Origin of the sequence: Nocardia goodfellowii (genome assembly GCF_017875645.1) — a bacterium.
GTDB classification, from domain to species: domain Bacteria; phylum Actinomycetota; class Actinomycetes; order Mycobacteriales; family Mycobacteriaceae; genus Nocardia; species Nocardia goodfellowii.
Window position 1 is genome coordinate 6,901,989 of sequence record NZ_JAGGMR010000001.1, and the last position, 15,382, is coordinate 6,917,370.

General features: G+C 67.8%; 18 protein-coding genes. 5 read left to right on the forward strand and 13 right to left on the reverse strand.

All coding sequences use genetic code 11. The features are described from left to right. Positions 1 to 105: 105 nt before the first annotated feature. Positions 106 to 957 (forward strand): class I SAM-dependent methyltransferase, encoded by an 852-nt coding sequence (locus BJ987_RS31985; protein ID WP_209896779.1) that lies wholly within the window; start codon positions 106 to 108, stop codon positions 955 to 957. A 19-nt stretch (positions 958 to 976) separates the two neighbouring features. Here BJ987_RS31985 and BJ987_RS31990 read toward each other — a convergent pair whose 3' ends face one another. The 5 genes from BJ987_RS31990 to BJ987_RS32010 all read right to left on the reverse strand — a co-directional run bounded on the left by BJ987_RS31990 (position 977) and on the right by BJ987_RS32010 (position 4,710). Beyond that, the gene (locus tag BJ987_RS31990) at positions 977 to 1,141 is read right to left on the reverse strand and encodes a type II toxin-antitoxin system antitoxin (RefSeq protein WP_209896780.1); all 165 of its coding nucleotides are present in this window, start codon (positions 1,139 to 1,141) and stop codon (positions 977 to 979) included. Between the two features lie 11 nt (positions 1,142 to 1,152). Then, positions 1,153 to 2,034, reverse strand: a complete 882-nt coding sequence (locus BJ987_RS31995) for an SPFH domain-containing protein (RefSeq protein ID WP_209896781.1) — start codon at positions 2,032 to 2,034, stop codon at positions 1,153 to 1,155. A gap of 72 nt (positions 2,035 to 2,106) precedes the next feature. After that, a complete protein-coding gene (locus BJ987_RS32000; RefSeq protein WP_209896782.1) occupies positions 2,107 to 2,883 on the reverse strand; it encodes a GAF domain-containing protein in 777 nt (258 codons plus the stop codon). Beyond that, the gene (locus tag BJ987_RS32005; protein ID WP_209896783.1) at positions 2,880 to 3,686 is read right to left on the reverse strand and encodes a GAF and ANTAR domain-containing protein; all 807 of its coding nucleotides are present in this window, start codon (positions 3,684 to 3,686) and stop codon (positions 2,880 to 2,882) included. The genes BJ987_RS32000 and BJ987_RS32005 overlap by 4 nt, the downstream gene beginning before the upstream one ends. A gap of 82 nt (positions 3,687 to 3,768) precedes the next feature. After that, the gene (locus BJ987_RS32010; RefSeq protein ID WP_209896784.1) at positions 3,769 to 4,710 is read right to left on the reverse strand and encodes a LysR family transcriptional regulator; all 942 of its coding nucleotides are present in this window, start codon (positions 4,708 to 4,710) and stop codon (positions 3,769 to 3,771) included. 89 nt (positions 4,711 to 4,799) lie between these two features. Here BJ987_RS32010 and BJ987_RS32015 point away from each other — a divergent pair, with 89 nt between their 5' ends. Then, positions 4,800 to 5,642, forward strand: a complete 843-nt coding sequence (locus BJ987_RS32015; protein ID WP_209896785.1) for an oxidoreductase — start codon at positions 4,800 to 4,802, stop codon at positions 5,640 to 5,642. Positions 5,643 to 5,762: 120 nt separating this feature from the next. Continuing rightward, a complete protein-coding gene (locus tag BJ987_RS32020) occupies positions 5,763 to 6,353 on the forward strand; it encodes a DUF1579 family protein (protein WP_209896786.1) in 591 nt (196 codons plus the stop codon). Positions 6,354 to 6,361: 8 nt separating this feature from the next. On the opposite strand, the gene BJ987_RS32025 is transcribed toward BJ987_RS32020, so the two are convergent. Next, complete coding sequence (locus tag BJ987_RS32025) at positions 6,362 to 7,717, reverse strand: FAD-binding oxidoreductase (protein ID WP_209896787.1); 1,356 nt, start codon at positions 7,715 to 7,717, stop codon at positions 6,362 to 6,364. A gap of 71 nt (positions 7,718 to 7,788) precedes the next feature. Here BJ987_RS32025 and BJ987_RS32030 point away from each other — a divergent pair, with 71 nt between their 5' ends. Next, complete coding sequence (locus tag BJ987_RS32030; RefSeq protein WP_209896788.1) at positions 7,789 to 8,682, forward strand: LysR family transcriptional regulator; 894 nt, start codon at positions 7,789 to 7,791, stop codon at positions 8,680 to 8,682. A 56-nt stretch (positions 8,683 to 8,738) separates the two neighbouring features. Here the strand turns inward: BJ987_RS32030 and BJ987_RS32035 are convergent, their stop codons facing one another. The 4 genes from BJ987_RS32035 to BJ987_RS32050 form a co-directional block, all read right to left on the reverse strand. Continuing rightward, complete coding sequence (locus BJ987_RS32035) at positions 8,739 to 9,491, reverse strand: amino acid ABC transporter ATP-binding protein (protein ID WP_209899464.1); 753 nt, start codon at positions 9,489 to 9,491, stop codon at positions 8,739 to 8,741. 8 nt (positions 9,492 to 9,499) lie between these two features. Further along, complete coding sequence (locus BJ987_RS32040) at positions 9,500 to 10,456, reverse strand: amino acid ABC transporter permease (RefSeq protein ID WP_209896789.1); 957 nt, start codon at positions 10,454 to 10,456, stop codon at positions 9,500 to 9,502. Between the two features lie 3 nt (positions 10,457 to 10,459). Next, on the reverse strand, positions 10,460 to 11,374 hold the full coding sequence (locus tag BJ987_RS32045; RefSeq protein WP_372446912.1) for an ABC transporter substrate-binding protein: 915 nt from the start codon (positions 11,372 to 11,374) through the stop codon (positions 10,460 to 10,462). A 125-nt stretch (positions 11,375 to 11,499) separates the two neighbouring features. Beyond that, entirely contained in the window at positions 11,500 to 12,585 is a 1,086-nt protein-coding gene (locus tag BJ987_RS32050; RefSeq protein ID WP_209896790.1) for an isocitrate/isopropylmalate dehydrogenase family protein, read from the reverse strand. 192 nt (positions 12,586 to 12,777) lie between these two features. Here BJ987_RS32050 and trxA point away from each other — a divergent pair, with 192 nt between their 5' ends. Beyond that, entirely contained in the window at positions 12,778 to 13,149 is a 372-nt protein-coding gene (gene trxA / locus BJ987_RS32055; protein ID WP_209896791.1) for a thioredoxin, read from the forward strand. A 58-nt stretch (positions 13,150 to 13,207) separates the two neighbouring features. On the opposite strand, the gene BJ987_RS32060 is transcribed toward trxA, so the two are convergent. From BJ987_RS32060 to BJ987_RS32065, 3 genes are all read right to left on the reverse strand, one after another. Then, positions 13,208 to 13,615, reverse strand: a complete 408-nt coding sequence (locus tag BJ987_RS32060; protein ID WP_245366227.1) for a 2-isopropylmalate synthase — start codon at positions 13,613 to 13,615, stop codon at positions 13,208 to 13,210. A 111-nt stretch (positions 13,616 to 13,726) separates the two neighbouring features. Then, a complete protein-coding gene (locus BJ987_RS37915) occupies positions 13,727 to 13,861 on the reverse strand; it encodes a hypothetical protein (RefSeq protein ID WP_281070402.1) in 135 nt (44 codons plus the stop codon). A 181-nt stretch (positions 13,862 to 14,042) separates the two neighbouring features. Continuing rightward, positions 14,043 to 15,335, reverse strand: a complete 1,293-nt coding sequence (locus BJ987_RS32065; RefSeq protein WP_209896793.1) for a YhgE/Pip domain-containing protein — start codon at positions 15,333 to 15,335, stop codon at positions 14,043 to 14,045. Positions 15,336 to 15,382 lie beyond the last annotated feature (47 nt).

Sequence of the window (15,382 nt, forward strand, 5' to 3'; positions counted from 1 at the left end):
GACTGGCACACAGCAAGACACAAGGCACTCGCGACGTTCAGCGTACGCGACCTTGATGGGCGCGGGCAAACCGGCGCCCGCGCCACACCGCGATATGGTGACGGCGTGTCGGAAGATCGCCATGCGCAAGCAAACGCACTGCTAGGAACCACCGGAACCACGCGTACCCGAATCGGCTCGGCCGACAGTCAGCGGGCCAGCCGCCGATGGTGGGACGCCGACGCCGACCAGTACCACCAGACCCACGCCGACTTCCTCGGCGTCGACTCCCCCGGCGGCGAGTTCGTCTGGTGCCCGGAGGGGTTACACGAGGGGGACATGCGGTTGCTCGGCGAGATCGCGGGCAAGCGAATCCTGGAAATCGGCTGCGGCTCGGCGCCGTGTTCGCGGTGGCTGGCCGGTCAGGGCGCCTACCCCGTCGGACTGGATCTCTCGGCCAAGATGCTCGGGCGCGGTGTGGCCGCCATGGCGGCGGGCGGGCCCCGCGTCCCGCTGGTGCAGGCGGGGGCCGAGGCGCTGCCTTTCGCGGGCGAGTCCTTCGATCTGGCCTGTTCCGCCTTCGGCGCGGTCCCCTTCGTCGCCGACTCCGCGCAGGTGATGCGCGAGGTCGCTCGCGTGCTGCGCCCCGGCGGCCGCTGGGTGTTCTCCGTCAATCATCCGATCCGCTGGATCTTCCCCGACGATCCCGGCTCCGCGGGCCTCACCGCGACCATCCCCTATTTCGACCGCAGCCCTTATGTAGAGGTCGACGCGGACGGCGAACCCACCTACGTCGAGCACCACCGCACCATCGGCGACCGCGTCCGCGAGATCGTCGCGGCGGGGCTGACGGTCACCGACATCATCGAACCCGACTGGCCGGAGTGGCTCGAGCGGGAGTGGGGTCAGTGGAGTCCGCTGCGCGGCGAACTCTTCCCCGGCACCGCCATCTTCGTCACCGAGAAACCGGCGGCCTGAGCACGGCCGCCGGGCAACTTCATCGTTCGGATTTCGGTCCGCGCCCGGCCTGTTTCAGGGCTAGGCGCAGGGCGTATTCGATTTGGGCGTTGATGCTGCGGAGGTCGTCGGCCGCCCACTTGGCCAGGGCTTCGTGAACGGCCGGGTCGAGCCGCAGCAACAGCTTCTTGCGTTCGGCGGGCATCAGCCGGCCTCTTAGTTGTAGAGGGTGCCGGTATTGACGACAGGCTGGGTGGCTCGGTCGCTGCACAGCACCACCAGCAGGTTGGACACCATGGCCGCCTTTCGCTCTTCGTCGAGTTCGACCAGGCCCTGCTCGGCGAGCCGATCGAGGGCGAGGCCGACCATGCCGACAGCGCCCTCGACGATACGAGCACGAGCGGCGACCACCTGGTTGGCCTGCTGACGGACCAGCATGGCCTGGGCGATCTCCGGCGCGTAGGCGAGGTGGGTGATGCGCGCTTCCAGGACCTCGATGCCGGCCAGTTCGGTGCGGTCACGCAGTTCGACGGTGAGTTCCTCGGCGACCTCCGCGCCGTCGCGCAGGCTGGTGCGGGCGTCGTCGTGCGCGTCGTAGGGATGCGTGGTGGCGAGGTGACGCACGGCGGCCTCGGACTGGGTCTCGACGTACTCCTCGTAGTCGTCGACCGCGAACGCGGCCTTGAAGCTGTCGAAGACGCGGTAGACGACCACGGCGGCGATCTCGACGGGATTGCCGTCGGCGTCGTTGACCTTCAGCTTCTGGGTCTCGAAGTTACGCACGCGCAGCGTGATGCTCTTGCGATCGGTGAGCGGGACGGTGGAGTAGAAGCCGGGTTCGCTGATCGAGCCGATGTAGCGGCCGAAGAACTGCACCACCTTGGCTTCGTTCGGATTCACGATGGTGAGGCCGGTAGCGAGCAGCAACAGCACCGCGACCACGACGCAGGCCGCGATCGCCGCGATGAGCGCGGGCGGGTTCCCGTCCCCGGCGGCGATGAACCCGAACACGGCCACACCGCCGAAGAAGAGGGTGAGCACCAACCAGCCCAACAGCACCAGAAAGCCGTTGACGTGGAATGCGGACCTGAGCTTCATGACATCCTCCGAGTATCAAAGTGATATCACGAAGATAGCACAGCTCCGCTCCTCGAAAACAGCCTTCGACTTTCAGATGTGCCGCGGCGGGGCCAGGTCCGGCGGTTCGTGCAGGGCGCCGGATGTCGCCGGATCCCTCGGCGAAGTACGTTGCGCGGCAATGATTTCGCGTGCGTGCGCGATGGGTGTGCGGCCGTGCGCGCGGGCCAGCCGGAGCAAACGTTCCCGCGCCTGCTCGATATCGGACTCGAAGTATTCCGCCAGGATGCCGACCGCGATCGAGACCACGGTGGTGCCCCCGAGGACGGCGGCCATGGTTTCGGCGGCGCCGGCCCGGCGGCTCTCAGCCGCCCCCGAGGACAGCGCCACCGCCGCCAAGTCGGCGAGGATCTGCCCGAAATCGTTGGGCCGCAAGTCTCCCCACGGCTCCTCGGTGTGCACCACCAGCGAACCCAGCGGCGTATCGAAGGCCTGCACCGGGAACGCTCGGACGCCGTGCAACCCCGCCGCCAGCGCCCGCTGCCGGTACCGCGTCCAGCGGGGGTTCTCCTCGGCCGCGATGTCGCCGATCATGGTCACCGCGCCGTCGCGGGCACTACTCGGACCGGGTCCGGTGCTGTGCAGCAGCGGGTCGGCCGGACCGCCCCCGCGCACGGACTCCGCGACGAGATGGACCGCCGGTTCGCCGGCGCCGCGCCGATCGAGCAACACCACGACCGCCGAGTACGCCTCGAATCCCGCACGGGCGTGCCGGGCGACCGACTGCAGCATCGTGAGCACATCGAAATCGGTCGTCAGGGTCGCGGTCAGCTCCGCGACCGCGATCCGGGTCAGTGCGGTGTTGGTCATCCGTGCCCCTCGATGCTGTCGCGCTGGTCTCGCAAGGACAATCGCCGAGCGACAATATCCGCCGCTACCTCGACGATCGAACGACCCTGCGCATAGGAGTAGGCCCGCAACCGGTCCAGCCCCTCTTCGGCCGAGACGCCGAGTTGCACAGCCACCATGCCCGAAGCGACATACACCTCGGAGCGGGAGAACGATCCGGGCTCTTCGAAGCCCGGCTCCCGCAATTCCGAAAGCGCCACCGCGGATTCGACGCCGCCCGCGGCCAGCACCCGCTCGTGCCAGTTGGTCTGCAGAGCCTTTCCGATCGCGAACGCGCACCCGGCCGCCGAATGCCGAGCCTCCGCGGTGAGCACACCGATCGTCTTCCGGTACAACTCCAGCACGCCGATGGGGCGGCGGGCGCCGGGGACCGGGAAGGCGAACGCCGCCCGAACACCGAGGGCCAGGATTTCCGGTGTGAAGGCGGGCCAGCGCTCCGCCGCGGGACCGGCGTCGAGCTCCGGCCACAGCTCCTCGTGGTTGTCGCGGTAGGCGGCCAGGCACGGCCCCTCCCCGATGACGAACTGCAACTCGTCGATCTGCTGCGCCACCGGGTCGGTGGCGTAAACCAGCTCACGGGTGCTGGTGTCGGCTGTCAGCACCGCGACCGCGGCACCGTCCGCGCCGGTCAACCGCACCGCGGCGGCGCACAGCGTGCTGATCCCGATGAACAGCGACGTTTCCGGCACACGCCCGAAATCCGATTCGGCGAAGCGGTCGTGCCTGTCCGGAGAGCCGGACCGGCCGCCCGGTGACTCATCCATGAGTGCACACCCCTCTCCGTCTCGGGGGCAGTGCCGCGCGAATCGGACGTGCAACTCCGCCTGTGTTCTCACCGTACCGCCGCTATGCCCCCGAGTCAGCGACTCCCCGCCGGTAATCGCGACCGGACCGGCCCCGACCGGCGGTGGCCAGCCGGCAGGCCTCGATATAGCCGCGCACCAGCGGACGAGTGTCGTCGCGACGCCAGGCGAGAGCGAGTTCGCTCGGGCTGACGCCCCGGACTTCGCGGACCACGACGCCGTCGTGCGCGACCAACGGCGCGTTGCCGCGCGCGAGCAGGACGACCCCGTCGCCGTTGAGAACGGCCTCGTAGGTTTCCTCGGTACTCGACACCACGCCGCCGATGATCGGCGGGCGGCCCGCGCGGGCGTCCAGAGCCAGCCAGTAGTCCCGGAGCACGCCCGCCGCTTCGGGCGCGGCGAGGAACGGTTCGTCGAGCAGGTCGGCGAAGTCGACGATCTCCTGCCCGGCGAGCCGATGGGTTTCCGGCAGGGCCACCAGGCGGGGTTCGCGCGCCACCACGATCCAGTGGTACCGCTCGCTGTCCGCGAACGGCAGCCAGACGAACGCGACATCGGCGCTCGCGTCGGCGAGGCCCGCCGTGGGGTCGAGCCAGCTGACTTGGCGCAGAACCGTTTTGGCCGCCGGAAAGGCCGCCGCGAAGCGCGACCGCACCGCGGGCAGCAGGCCGCGGCCGGGACTGGTGCTGATGCCGATCGTGAGCGTGGCTTCCTGCGCTACCTTCGCGGTCTCCACCGCCGAATGCGCTGCCGCCCACTCCGCGAGCACCCGGCGCGCGTGCGGCAGCAACGCCGCACCCACGGCGGTCAACTGGACCGAGCGGCCATCACGCACGAAAAGCTCGGCGCCCAAATGCTTTTCGAGCACGCGAAGCTGCTTGCTCAGGGCCGGCTGGGAGATGTACAGCCGTTCGGCGGCGCGCGTGAAGTTCAACTGTTCGGCGACCGCGACGAAATAGCGCAGATCCCGGCCGTGCACGTCCATAACCAATGGTTATCACAGGAGGTATTGGACGACAACCGTTTTCAACAGCGATGCTGATCCACGTAGCGGCGACAAGCGAGGAGAACCTGATGAGCATCCCCAAGATCTGGCTGGTGACCGGTGCGAGCAGCGGTTTCGGCCGGGCGATCGCACAGGACGCGATCGACGCGGGCGACACCGTCATCGCGGTGGCGCGGCGCGCCGCCGCGCTCGACGATCTGGTCACCGCCCACCCGGATCAGATCGAGGCGATCAGCCTGGACGTCACCGACACCGCGCGGATCGAGGAGGTGGTCGCCGATGTCGTCGCCCGGCACGGCCGGATCGACGTGCTGGTCAACAACGCGGGCCGGACCCAGGTGGGCGCGATCGAGGAAACCACCGAGGCCGAACTGCGTCAGCTGTTCGACCTGCACCTGTTCGGCCCCGCCGCGTTGACCAAGGCGGTACTGCCGCACATGCGGAAACAGCGCGGCGGCGCGATCGTCATGATGAGCAGCGTCGGCGGGCAGCTGTCCTTCGCGGGCTTCGGCGCTTACAGTGCGACGAAATTCGCGCTGGAGGGGCTCTCGGAGGCGCTCGCCGAGGAGGTGCGGCCGTTCGGCATCAAGGTACTGGTGGTCGAGCCGGGGGCGTTCCGGACCGGCCTGTTCGGCCCGGGGGCGGCGTACTTCAGCGACGAGATTCCCGCTTACGACGCGACCGCGGGCGCAACCCGGCGGATGGTGCGGGGCGGCGACGGCACTCAGCCCGGCGATCCGGCCAAGGCCGCGGCGGCGATCCGGACCGCGCTCGACGCCGAGAACACGCCGTTGCGGTTGCCGCTCGGCGACGACTCGGTCGACGCCGTTCTGGGCCACCTCGACTCCGTCCGCGGCGAGTTGGCCGAGTGGGAGAAAGTCGCGCGCGCAACGGGTTTCGACCAGCAGTGACGCGGCCCGGCGACCGTCGCTACCGCCCGAATCGATGCACAGCCCCGCCTCGCGGCCGATCGAACAGCAGGAATACACGTGATACCCACTAAGTTTCGCAGGCTTCTGCCGGTCGCACTGGTGACCGTCGCGCTCCTGGGGACGGCATGCGGCGCCGAAACCAGCTCCGCCGCACCGGCACCGGCGCCACCGCCGGCAAGCGAACCCGCACATCAGTTTCCGGGCCACGCCAGGCTCGATCGACTCGTCGGTGAATGGACCGCCGACAAGCAGACCTTCGTGGCGGGCGGAACCCCGGACAAACCACTGGTAGCGCGCGATCTCGTGTCGCGCTGGCGCTGGATCAGCGAGACCGGCAACAACTTCCTGCAGGAGGAAGTGGCGGGTACGCACGGCGACCGGCCCTATTACCGGCTCGGCCTGCTCGGCTACTCCCCCACCGACGACCGGTACGAATGGACGACGGTGGACAGCGTGACGCCGATGATGATGAGCTATCGGGGCGCGAAAGCCAGTGCCGGTTCGGGCGAGATCACCATGACGGGCGACTTCACCGATCCGGGGATCGCCGGGCACCCCGGGGCGACGATCCCGATGCGGACGCTGATCGAGCTGGAGTCGCCCGACCGCACGGTCATGGAGATCTTCTTCACGCCGCCCGGGGAAACCGAGCGGCTGATCGACCGAGTCGTCCTCACCCGGCGGCGGTGAAACGCGGGTCAGGCCGGCGGGATGTTGCGATTGAAGCGGAAGAGGTTGTCCGGGTCGTACTTCCGCTTCAATTCGGCCAGCCGCACGTAGGTTTCCGGCGCGTACCCGGCGCGGGTCTGAGCTTCGCCGGCGGCCGCGGCGGCTCCGTAGAGGAAATTGAGGCTGTGCCCGATCGTCCACGGCGCCAACGCCGTACGGATCGCGGCGAGGCTCTCCGGCGACGCGGTGCCGTCGCTCATAGCGATCGCCCGCACCACGTAGGCAGCCTCGCGGTGGTCCACCACGGCGCCGTTGGGGCTGGGTTTGCCGAGGGCGCCACCCAGGTGCCGGATATCCAGCACCGCCCGCACCGGGCCGGTCGGCCCGGCCACGGAGAGCAGCGCGGACAACGTGTCGTCCGTCAATTTACCGAGCATCGCGTTGGTGGCCGCGTAGCCGTGCGGGTGATCCGGATCGCTGTGGATGGTGTGCGATTCGGTGTACGGCAGCTCGCGCAGGTCGTCCCGCAAGCGCTCACCTACCGCGCGGAGCGGGGCGGCCAACCGCTCGCCGTCTTCGCGGGAACCGCTGTACGCCAAGCGGATCGAGGCCACGAACCGGCCCCGCATCGGTTCCGGCACCTGCGGGACATCGGGTAGGGCGAGCATCGCGATGGTCGAGGTCAGCTCCTCGGGCACCGACGCCGTCCACTCCCGCCATGCCCGCAGCGCGGGTTCCACCAGGGGTGTGTCGAACATCAGTTGGCCGCCGTAGACCGTGGTGACCGGCACCAGGTCCAATTCCAGCGCCGTCACCACACCGAAATTGCCGCCGCTGCCCAGGACCGCGCCGAAGAGTTCGTCACCGGGTGTCAGCGTGCGCATGCGGCCGTCCGCGGTGACCAGTTCGATGCGCCGGACGTGGTCGGCGGCGTAGCCGAATTCCCTTGCCAGCAAACCGATCCCGCCACCAAGGCTGTAGCCGACGATGCCGACCGTCGGCGAGGACCCGTTCAACGGCGCGAACCCGTGTTCGGCGGCGGCGCGGATCAGTGCACCGGCCCGCACTCCCGCGGCGACGCGCGCGGTTCCGGCCTTGGGATCGATGCGGATCTCGGTCATCCGGCGGGTGCTGATCAGCACGCCGCCGCCGTCGGCCGGCACGGACAGCCCGTGCCCCGTGGCCTGCACCGCGACCGGAAGTCCGTGCCGCGCGGCGTATTCCACCGCGGCCCGGACATCCTCGGCGTGCCGGGCGGCGACCACGACGGCGGGCCGATGCGTGTAGGCGGTCTGAAAACCGGCGATCTCCTCGTCGTACCCGGCTTCGCCGAGGCGGAAGACCACACCGGCATCGGAGTCGATGAACTTCTTCGCGTTTCCCATGCCTTCGACCCTCCTCCGCCACGAGCGAGAAGTACAACAGATAGTTATTATCAGAACTAGAATCATCAGTTATGGAACTGCGTCAGCTCCGCTACTTCGTCACGGTCGTGGAAGAAGCCAACTTCACCCGTGCCGCCGCGCGCCTGCACCTCGCCCAGCCGGGCCTCAGTGCGCAGATCCGGCAGCTGGAGCGCGAGCTGGGACAGCCGCTGCTGGAGCGCGGAGCCCGGTCGGTGACCCTCACGCCCGTCGGCGCGGCGGTGCTACCGCACGCCCGCGCCGCCCTGGCGGCGGTCGAACAGGTCACCCAGACCGTCGACGAATTCACCGGCCTGCTGCGCGGACAGGTCCGCCTCGGCTTCGTCTCCGGCATCGCGGGCGAGGATTTCGACCTCGCCGCCGTCCTCGCGGAATTCCACTCGGACCACCCGCAGGTCGGCATCAGTCTGAGCGAGCACACCTCCGAGGAAATGCTGGAAGCACTGCGGCACGGCGATCTGGATATCGCGCTGGTCGGGCTGACAGGCGCGGATATCGACGCGACCCTGGGTGTCGATATCGTGCTGGACACCGCCGTCGTCGCCGCGGTGCCCGCGGCCGACGAGCCCGCCCGCACCCGAATCCCGCTGGCCGAGTTGGCCGGACGGCGACTCATCTGCCTACCGCGCGGCACCGGCCTGCGTGGCGTCCTGGAGCGCGCCTGCGCCGCGGCCGGACTCACACCCGAGATCGCCTTCGAGGCCGCCAACCCGGGCGTCCTGCTGCAACTCGCCGCGCACGGCCTCGGCACCGCGGTGGTCCCCGAACTCTCCGCGGCGGAAGCGGCCGAATTCGGTGTCCGGACAATGGAAATCACCGATCCGCGGCTGCGCGGTCAACTCGCGCTGGTCTGGCGACGCGACCGCCCCGGCAATCCGGCGACGAAAGTCCTGCTGGGGCAACTACGCATCGCGCTGGGCCGATAAACGAGTTGTGGACCGGCCCCAGGGGACCGGTCCACAACTGCCTACTCGAGTGGCGACTACAGCAGCCGCGACAGGAACGACTTCGTGCGCTCATGTTTCGGGTCCGCCAGCAGCTCGCGCGGCACACCGGATTCGACGACCACGCCCGCGTCCATGAACACCAGCTGATCGGCGACCTCCCGAGCGAAGCCCATCTCGTGGGTCACCACGACCATGGTCATGCCGTCGGCGGCGAGTTCCCGCATCACCTGCAGCACCTCACCCACGAGCTCCGGATCCAGCGCCGAGGTCGGCTCGTCGAACAGCATCAACTTCGGATCCATGGCCAGCGCCCGCGCGATGGCCACCCGCTGCTGCTGACCGCCGGAGAGCTGGGCCGGATAGGCATTCGCCTTGTCCGCCATGCCGACTCGGTCCAGCAGCTCCTTCGCCTTGGCGACCGCGTCGGCCTTCTTCAGTTTCTTCACCTGGGTCGGCGCTTCGATGATGTTCTCCAGCGCGGTGCGGTGCGGGAACAAATTGAAGTGCTGGAACACCATGCCGATATCGCGGCGCTGCTTGGCGGCCTCGCGCGGATGCAACTCGTAGAGCTTGTCGCCCTTCTGGCGATAACCGACGAGGTCGCCGTCGACGTAGAGCCGCCCGGCGTTCACCTGCTCCAGATGATTGATGCACCGCAGGAAGGTGGACTTGCCCGAACCCGAGGGCCCGATCAGGCACAGCACCTCGCCCCGGCCGACTTCCAGCGAGATGCCCTTGAGCACCTGCAGCGCGCCGAAGTTCTTGCAGACACGGTCGGCGACGATCATGGGTTGGCTCATTTCGCCTTCACCACCCCGCCCTGGGCGTCGGCCAGCTCCTGCAACTGCTTCGCGGTCAACTGCCGGGAGATCCCGCGCGAGTAGTACCGCTCCAGATAGAACTGCCCGACCATCAGCACGCTGGTGATCGCCAGGTACCAGGCCGCGGTCACCAGCAGCAGCGGTACCGGCTGGGCGTTCACGCTGGAGATGTCGCGAGCCCGGCCGTAGAGGTCGGTGGTCAGCGGCAGCGCGGTGACCAGCGAGGTGGTCTTGAGCATGCCGATGAGCTCGTTGCCGGTGGGGGGAATGATGACGCGCATCGCCTGCGGCAGCACGGTGCGCCGCATGGTCTGGGTCCAGGACATGCCGAGCGCCACGGAGGCCTCGCGCTGCCCTTCACCGACCGAATTGATTCCGGCACGGACGATTTCGGCCATGTACGCGGCCTCGTTCAGGCCCAGGCCGATGACCGCGAAAAGGAACGCGGCCTGCAACTCCTGCACATTGAAGTCGACGAACGACGGACCGAACGGCACACCGAGGACGAGGTGCTTGTACAGCGAGGGGAACAGGCCCCAGAACACCAGCTGCACGTACACCGGGGTGCCGCGGAAAATCCAGAGATAGACCCAGGACACCGAACGGAGCACCGGATTCGGCGACAGCCGCATCACGGCGAGCACGATGCCCAAAATGATGGCCAGCGCCATCGCCAGCACAGTCAGTTCGAGGGTGACCAGCGCGCCGTTGAGGATGCGCTTATCGAAGAGGTACTTCCCGAAGGTCGCCCACTTGTATTCCTCTTTGGTGGCGGCGCCGTAGAGGAAGAGTCCGAGCAGAACGAGAATGAAGGCCGCGGCGATCCAACGGCCCGGCCGGCGCAGCGGAACCGCTTTGATCGGTTCCGGCTCGGCTAGGCCCCCACCGTGCCCGGGATCGCCGGGCGCGGTGTCGGTTTTCGGGTCGGACATGGATCAGCTCACGGCTCCGTTGATACCGGCCTTGGTGATCGCGCCTTCCTGGACGCCCCAGTTCTCGCAGATCTTCTGGTACTGGCCGTTATCGATCAGGTGCTGCAGCGCCTTCTGCAGGACGCCCGCCAGGGGCGAGCCCTTGGCCACAGCCCAGCCGTAGGGCTGCGACTCGAAGACCGGGCCGGCTTGCTCGATCTTGCCTTCGCTCTGCTTGATCGCGTACGCGGTGACGGGCGAGTCGGCGGACATGCCGTCGACCTGGCCGAGGATCAGCGCGTTGGTCGCGGCGCTCTGTTCGTCGAAGGCCTTGATGTCGATCGGGGCCTTGCCCTCGGCGACGCACTTGGCGCTCTTGGCGGGCACTTCCTCGGTGTGCTCATACGTGGTGGCCTGCACCGCGACACGCTTGCCGCAAGCATTGTCCGGGTCGATCGCCTTACCCTTCTGCTGCGCCCACTGGACACCGGCAATGAAGTAGTTGGTGAAGTCGACCTGCTGCTCACGTTCCTTCGTATCGCTGATCGAGGACATCCCGAGGTCGTAGGTACCGGCCTGGGTTGCGGGGATGATCTTGTCGAAGGCGGACTCGACATAGTCGGCCTTCACACCCAGCACGGAAGCGATGGCGTCCATCAGGTCGACGTCGAAACCGACGATCTTGTCGCCGTCCTTCCACTCGTTGGGCGGGTAGGGAATGTTCACTCCGACTACGAGCTTGCCGGAGGACTTGATCTTGTCGGGGAGCGTCGACGCGATCGAGTCGACCTTCTCCACCTTTTCCTTCGAGACCGCGGCTCCGGTCTCTTCGGTATTGGAACAACCCGTCAGGATCAGTGCGCCACCGGTGAGTACGCACATCACCTCCAACGCGCGCCTGCCAAGCACGGTACGAACAGACACAGCAGCCCTCCACATTTCGGATACGTGAAACCCGGGTTTTACCACCCGTTTGGCAATCTAAGCGACCGAGACGCTTCGTGCTGGCAAGAAACGGAAGATTAACTCCGTCCTGTGCAGAACACTCCTACCCAGGCAAACGACTACCGGCGGTGGACCCTAGCACATATCTGTTCGGTGAATTCGCTGGTGGAGGCGATGCCGCCGAGGTCGGCGGTGGCGATCCCGGCCTCGAAGGCCGCGGCCACGGCATGCTCGATCCGCTCGCCCGCGTGGACCAGCGCGGCGTCGCCGTCGCGGGTACCCAGCCAGTTCAGCAACATCGCAGCAGACAGCTGGAGTGCGACCGGGTTGGCCCGGTTGTGCCCGGCCAGGCTCGGCGCGGCACCGTGCACCGCCTGCGCCATGGCCCGCGTCGCGGAGCAATTGAGCGAGGCGGCCATGCCGAGCGAGCCGCTGAGCTCGCCCGCGAGATCGGAAAGGATGTCGCCGAAGAGGTTTTCGGTGACCACGACGTCGAAGTCACCGGCGGCGCGGACCAGATGCGCGGCCATGGCGTCGACGTGCTCGTCGCCCACCTGCACGCCGGGATAGGAGTGCGCAATCTCATAGCAGACGTCGCGGAACAGACCCATGGTCATCGGCAGCACGTTGGCCTTGTGCACGATGGTGACTTTCTTGCGACGCGCCGAGGCGAGCCGGAAAGCTTCGTGTGCGATCAGCTCGCAAGCCCGTCTGGTGACGACGCCGATGGCCATGGCGATGTCCGGGGTCGGCCGGAATTCTCCGGATCCGGCGAACATATTGCGGTCGGCGTAAAAGCCCTCGCTGTTCTCCCGGACGATCACGAGGTCGATGTCGGGAGCGGTCGCGCGAACACCCCGGAAGGCTCGCGCCGGGCGGATATTGGCGTAGAGGCCGAAGTGCTTGCGGATGGCGCCGCCCGGAGCGACCTCGCGCCGATGTTCGGCGGCGTAGGCGGCGTTGTCGTGCGGGCCGAGAATCCAGGCGTCCAGATCTTCGAGAGCCTGCAAGGTCCGCTCGGGCAGCGGGGCCCCGAATTCCTCGATGGCGCGATGACCCATCAGCAGCGGCACCCAGTCGACGGGCGACGCGGCGGCGGCCGCGAGGGCCTCGTCCACTACCCGCCGGGTGGCCCGCACGACCTCGGGTCCGATGCCGTCACCCTCGATCAGGCCTAGTCGTAGCCGTTCCTTCGCTCTGCTCACGGCCTTATCCTCCCGCTCACCGCGCCCTCGGCGGTCCAGCGGGCCCCGGACACGCCGGTCGAGGTTGCGTCGCCGCCGGACTGGGTAATCGGCGCGGGAGATGGAACGCGTGGGCAGCCGTCCACCGTTGGCAGGGAAGATAGTGCTCGAGCCGGGCGTTATAGCTGGCGACAAACTAGACGAGAGGACGTCATGGCCACCCAGACACTCACGCAGAAGAACTTCGACGAGGTAGTCACCGGAAACGACGTGGTACTCGTCGACTTCTGGGCAGACTGGTGCGGACCGTGCAAGCAGTTCGCGCCGACCTTCGAGGCTTCCTCGGAGAAGTACCCCGACGTCGTCCACGGCAAGGTGGACACCGAGGCCGAGCAGACGCTGGCCGCGGCCGCGAACATCCGCTCGATCCCGACCATCATGGCGTTCCGCGAGGGCGTGCTGGTCTTCGCGCAGCCGGGCGCGCTGCCGCCGGCGGCGCTGGAGGATCTCGTCACGCAGGTCAAGGGCCTGGACATGGACGAGGTACGCAAGCAGCTGGCCGAGCAGCAGGCGACAGCCGAGTAGGACCCCGGCAACGGGCCGTGCACCGATCCCGGTGCACGGCCCGTTGTGCTGTGCGGGGTTACGCGCCGAGGCGGTTGACGCCGGAAATCATTGCGCGCGCGGTGGATTCGGCGCTGTCGCCGGCGAGGGCCGCTCCCCAGCCGCGTCGCCCGTTGAACTCGCACTGCACGAAGGTGGCGGTGCCGAGCTCGGTGCGGCGCTGATGGAATTGCAGGATCTCCACCGGGTAGCCCTCGTCGTAGAGCGCTGAGGTGAGCGCCGCCACGGGGCTGCCGATGGCCGCGACGGACCGCAGGTGATCGGCGAATTCCAGGGTCGCGGTGAAGGCGGCCATCCGGCCGCCGGACGCGGCCCAGTCGCTGATCCGGATCGGGCCGTCCTGCCCGCAGTACCGGTCGTAAAACTGTTCCGGTGTCATGCCGGCGCTTTCGGCCCGCAAGCCCTTGGGCGCGGCGGCGATGAACATGTGTGTATCAAAAGTCAGTGTGGTCATTGAGATTCAGGTCTTCCCGAAGAATGTCGGTGGAGGGGACCAGCTTCAACAATCAACAGCCCGCAGCGAGGGGGCCGGTCCGAATCAGACCCCGCTACGGCGGGTTACTACGAGAAGTCGCGCTTGCGCCACCATCGCGGTGAGCGGGAGCACAGCACTGAGGGCGTCGCGGGTCGCGACGGTCAGCACGATGCTGTGGCGGCAGGCGGGATTCGGCACGCGATCGACAATAGGCACAACGTCGCGCAATAGCAACCATATCGGGCAATGATTTTCGCTACTCGCGAGTATCATCCGCGCAGCTCACAGCCAGGGCGGCAAGATCAGCGCGCGCTCGGTACGTTGGGCCCCATGGGTCTGATCGCCATGACCAGGCAACCCGAATAGCTGGACCAGCCGCTCAGGAAGACAAGGCGGGTGTGCGAGCCGGTGCCGCGGCGGCGGATTCGGTGGCGGCGCGATGCAGGCCGCGGTGGTCGTAGCCGAAGGTCGCCGCCGCACCGAGGACCAGGCCGATCGCGAGGCCGAGCAGCGTCATCCAGATGCCTTGGGACAGACCGGCTTCGGCGCGGCCGTCGAAGAGCAGGATGGCACGCACGGCGAGATAGATCTGGTGCATGGGTTCGAAACGGGCCAGCGCCGCGATATAGCTCGGGACAGCTTCCAGGGGAACCGTGGCGGCCGAGGACGGCAACCCGAGGACCACGAACAGAACCAGGTTGATCATCAGACCCGCGGTGCCGAAGGTCGCCAGGACCGCTAGCGCCGTGCATCCGACGGCGATGATGGCGAGTGTGCCGTAGAGCCAGAGCAGCAGCGGACTGGACAGCGGCACGTCCAAAAGCTTTGCGGTGCCGAGGAATACGGCGGACAGCACGGGCGCCGCGGCGCCGATGACGCCCCATTTGAGCAACAGGGTGCGCAAGCGGCTGATGCCGGTGGCGGGCGGATGAACGAACCAGGGCCCGTATTCGGTGGGCATGAAACCGAGGGCCGAGTCGATCAGGGTGTGGATGATCATGGCGCCGGTGAACCCGGCGAGCAGCAGGATCAACGTATAGAAGAACGCGACCAGGCCCTGTCCCGCGCCATCGGGCATGGGCCGAAACGGGACGTCGACGATATGCACGGGCTCGGCGATGGCGAGGCGCGCGGCACCGCTGATCTGCGCCGATCCCTGCGGCCCGACCGTGGTGTGCACGCGTTCCGCGAGATTTTCGCCGACGGTCTGCTGTACCTGCGCCAGGGCGCGGTCGGCGATGCGCGACATGATGCCGGCGGTGTACGGACCGATGCGCGGGTTGCTCTGCACCGTGATGACCGGGCGTTCCACCTCACCGGGCACCACCGCCGCGGCGCCGAGGATGGCCAGCCGCTTGGTGAAGTCGGACGGGATGATGATCGCGCCGTAGACCTGGCCGTTCTCCAATTGCGCTCGGGCACTGGCGATTCCGACCACACGCAGATCGACCTTGTCGGCCGGGATGCCCGCGATCAGACCTTCGGTGATCTGGGCGCCGATATTGGCCGGTGCGCCGTCGATCGTGTCGCCCAGGTCTTGATTGACCAGGGCGACCGGGAAGTCGTGCAGATTCTTCTCGGTATTGCTGGCATAGCCGAGGTACATGGTGCCGAGCAGTGCCGCGAACACCGTCAGCAGCGCGACCGGAGCGGTGAAGGTGCGAACCGTCATGTGTTGAATGTAGGCAGCGCCTACAAAGTAGTCAACGCCTACATTTT

Excerpts from the sequence above, each read along its gene's own strand:
- BJ987_RS32040 (WP_209896789.1), bottom strand. The coding sequence starts at position 10,456 with ATGTCCGACCCGAAAACCGACACCGCGCCCGGCGATCCCGGGCACGGT.
- trxA (WP_209896791.1), top strand. The coding sequence starts at position 12,778 with ATGGCCACCCAGACACTCACGCAGAAGAACTTCGACGAGGTAGTCACC.
- BJ987_RS32060 (WP_245366227.1), bottom strand. The coding sequence starts at position 13,615 with ATGTTCATCGCCGCCGCGCCCAAGGGCTTGCGGGCCGAAAGCGCCGGC.
- BJ987_RS31990 (WP_209896780.1), bottom strand. The coding sequence starts at position 1,141 with ATGCCCGCCGAACGCAAGAAGCTGTTGCTGCGGCTCGACCCGGCCGTT.
- BJ987_RS32005 (WP_209896783.1), bottom strand. The coding sequence starts at position 3,686 with ATGGATGAGTCACCGGGCGGCCGGTCCGGCTCTCCGGACAGGCACGAC.
- BJ987_RS32010 (WP_209896784.1), bottom strand. The coding sequence starts at position 4,710 with ATGGACGTGCACGGCCGGGATCTGCGCTATTTCGTCGCGGTCGCCGAA.
- BJ987_RS32015 (WP_209896785.1), top strand. The coding sequence starts at position 4,800 with ATGAGCATCCCCAAGATCTGGCTGGTGACCGGTGCGAGCAGCGGTTTC.
- BJ987_RS32045 (WP_372446912.1), bottom strand. The coding sequence starts at position 11,374 with ATGTGGAGGGCTGCTGTGTCTGTTCGTACCGTGCTTGGCAGGCGCGCG.
- BJ987_RS32025 (WP_209896787.1), bottom strand. The coding sequence starts at position 7,717 with ATGGGAAACGCGAAGAAGTTCATCGACTCCGATGCCGGTGTGGTCTTC.
- BJ987_RS32030 (WP_209896788.1), top strand. The coding sequence starts at position 7,789 with ATGGAACTGCGTCAGCTCCGCTACTTCGTCACGGTCGTGGAAGAAGCC.
- BJ987_RS31995 (WP_209896781.1), bottom strand. The coding sequence starts at position 2,034 with ATGAAGCTCAGGTCCGCATTCCACGTCAACGGCTTTCTGGTGCTGTTG.
- BJ987_RS32065 (WP_209896793.1), bottom strand. The coding sequence starts at position 15,335 with ATGACGGTTCGCACCTTCACCGCTCCGGTCGCGCTGCTGACGGTGTTC.
- BJ987_RS32000 (WP_209896782.1), bottom strand. The coding sequence starts at position 2,883 with ATGACCAACACCGCACTGACCCGGATCGCGGTCGCGGAGCTGACCGCG.
- BJ987_RS32035 (WP_209899464.1), bottom strand. The coding sequence starts at position 9,491 with ATGATCGTCGCCGACCGTGTCTGCAAGAACTTCGGCGCGCTGCAGGTG.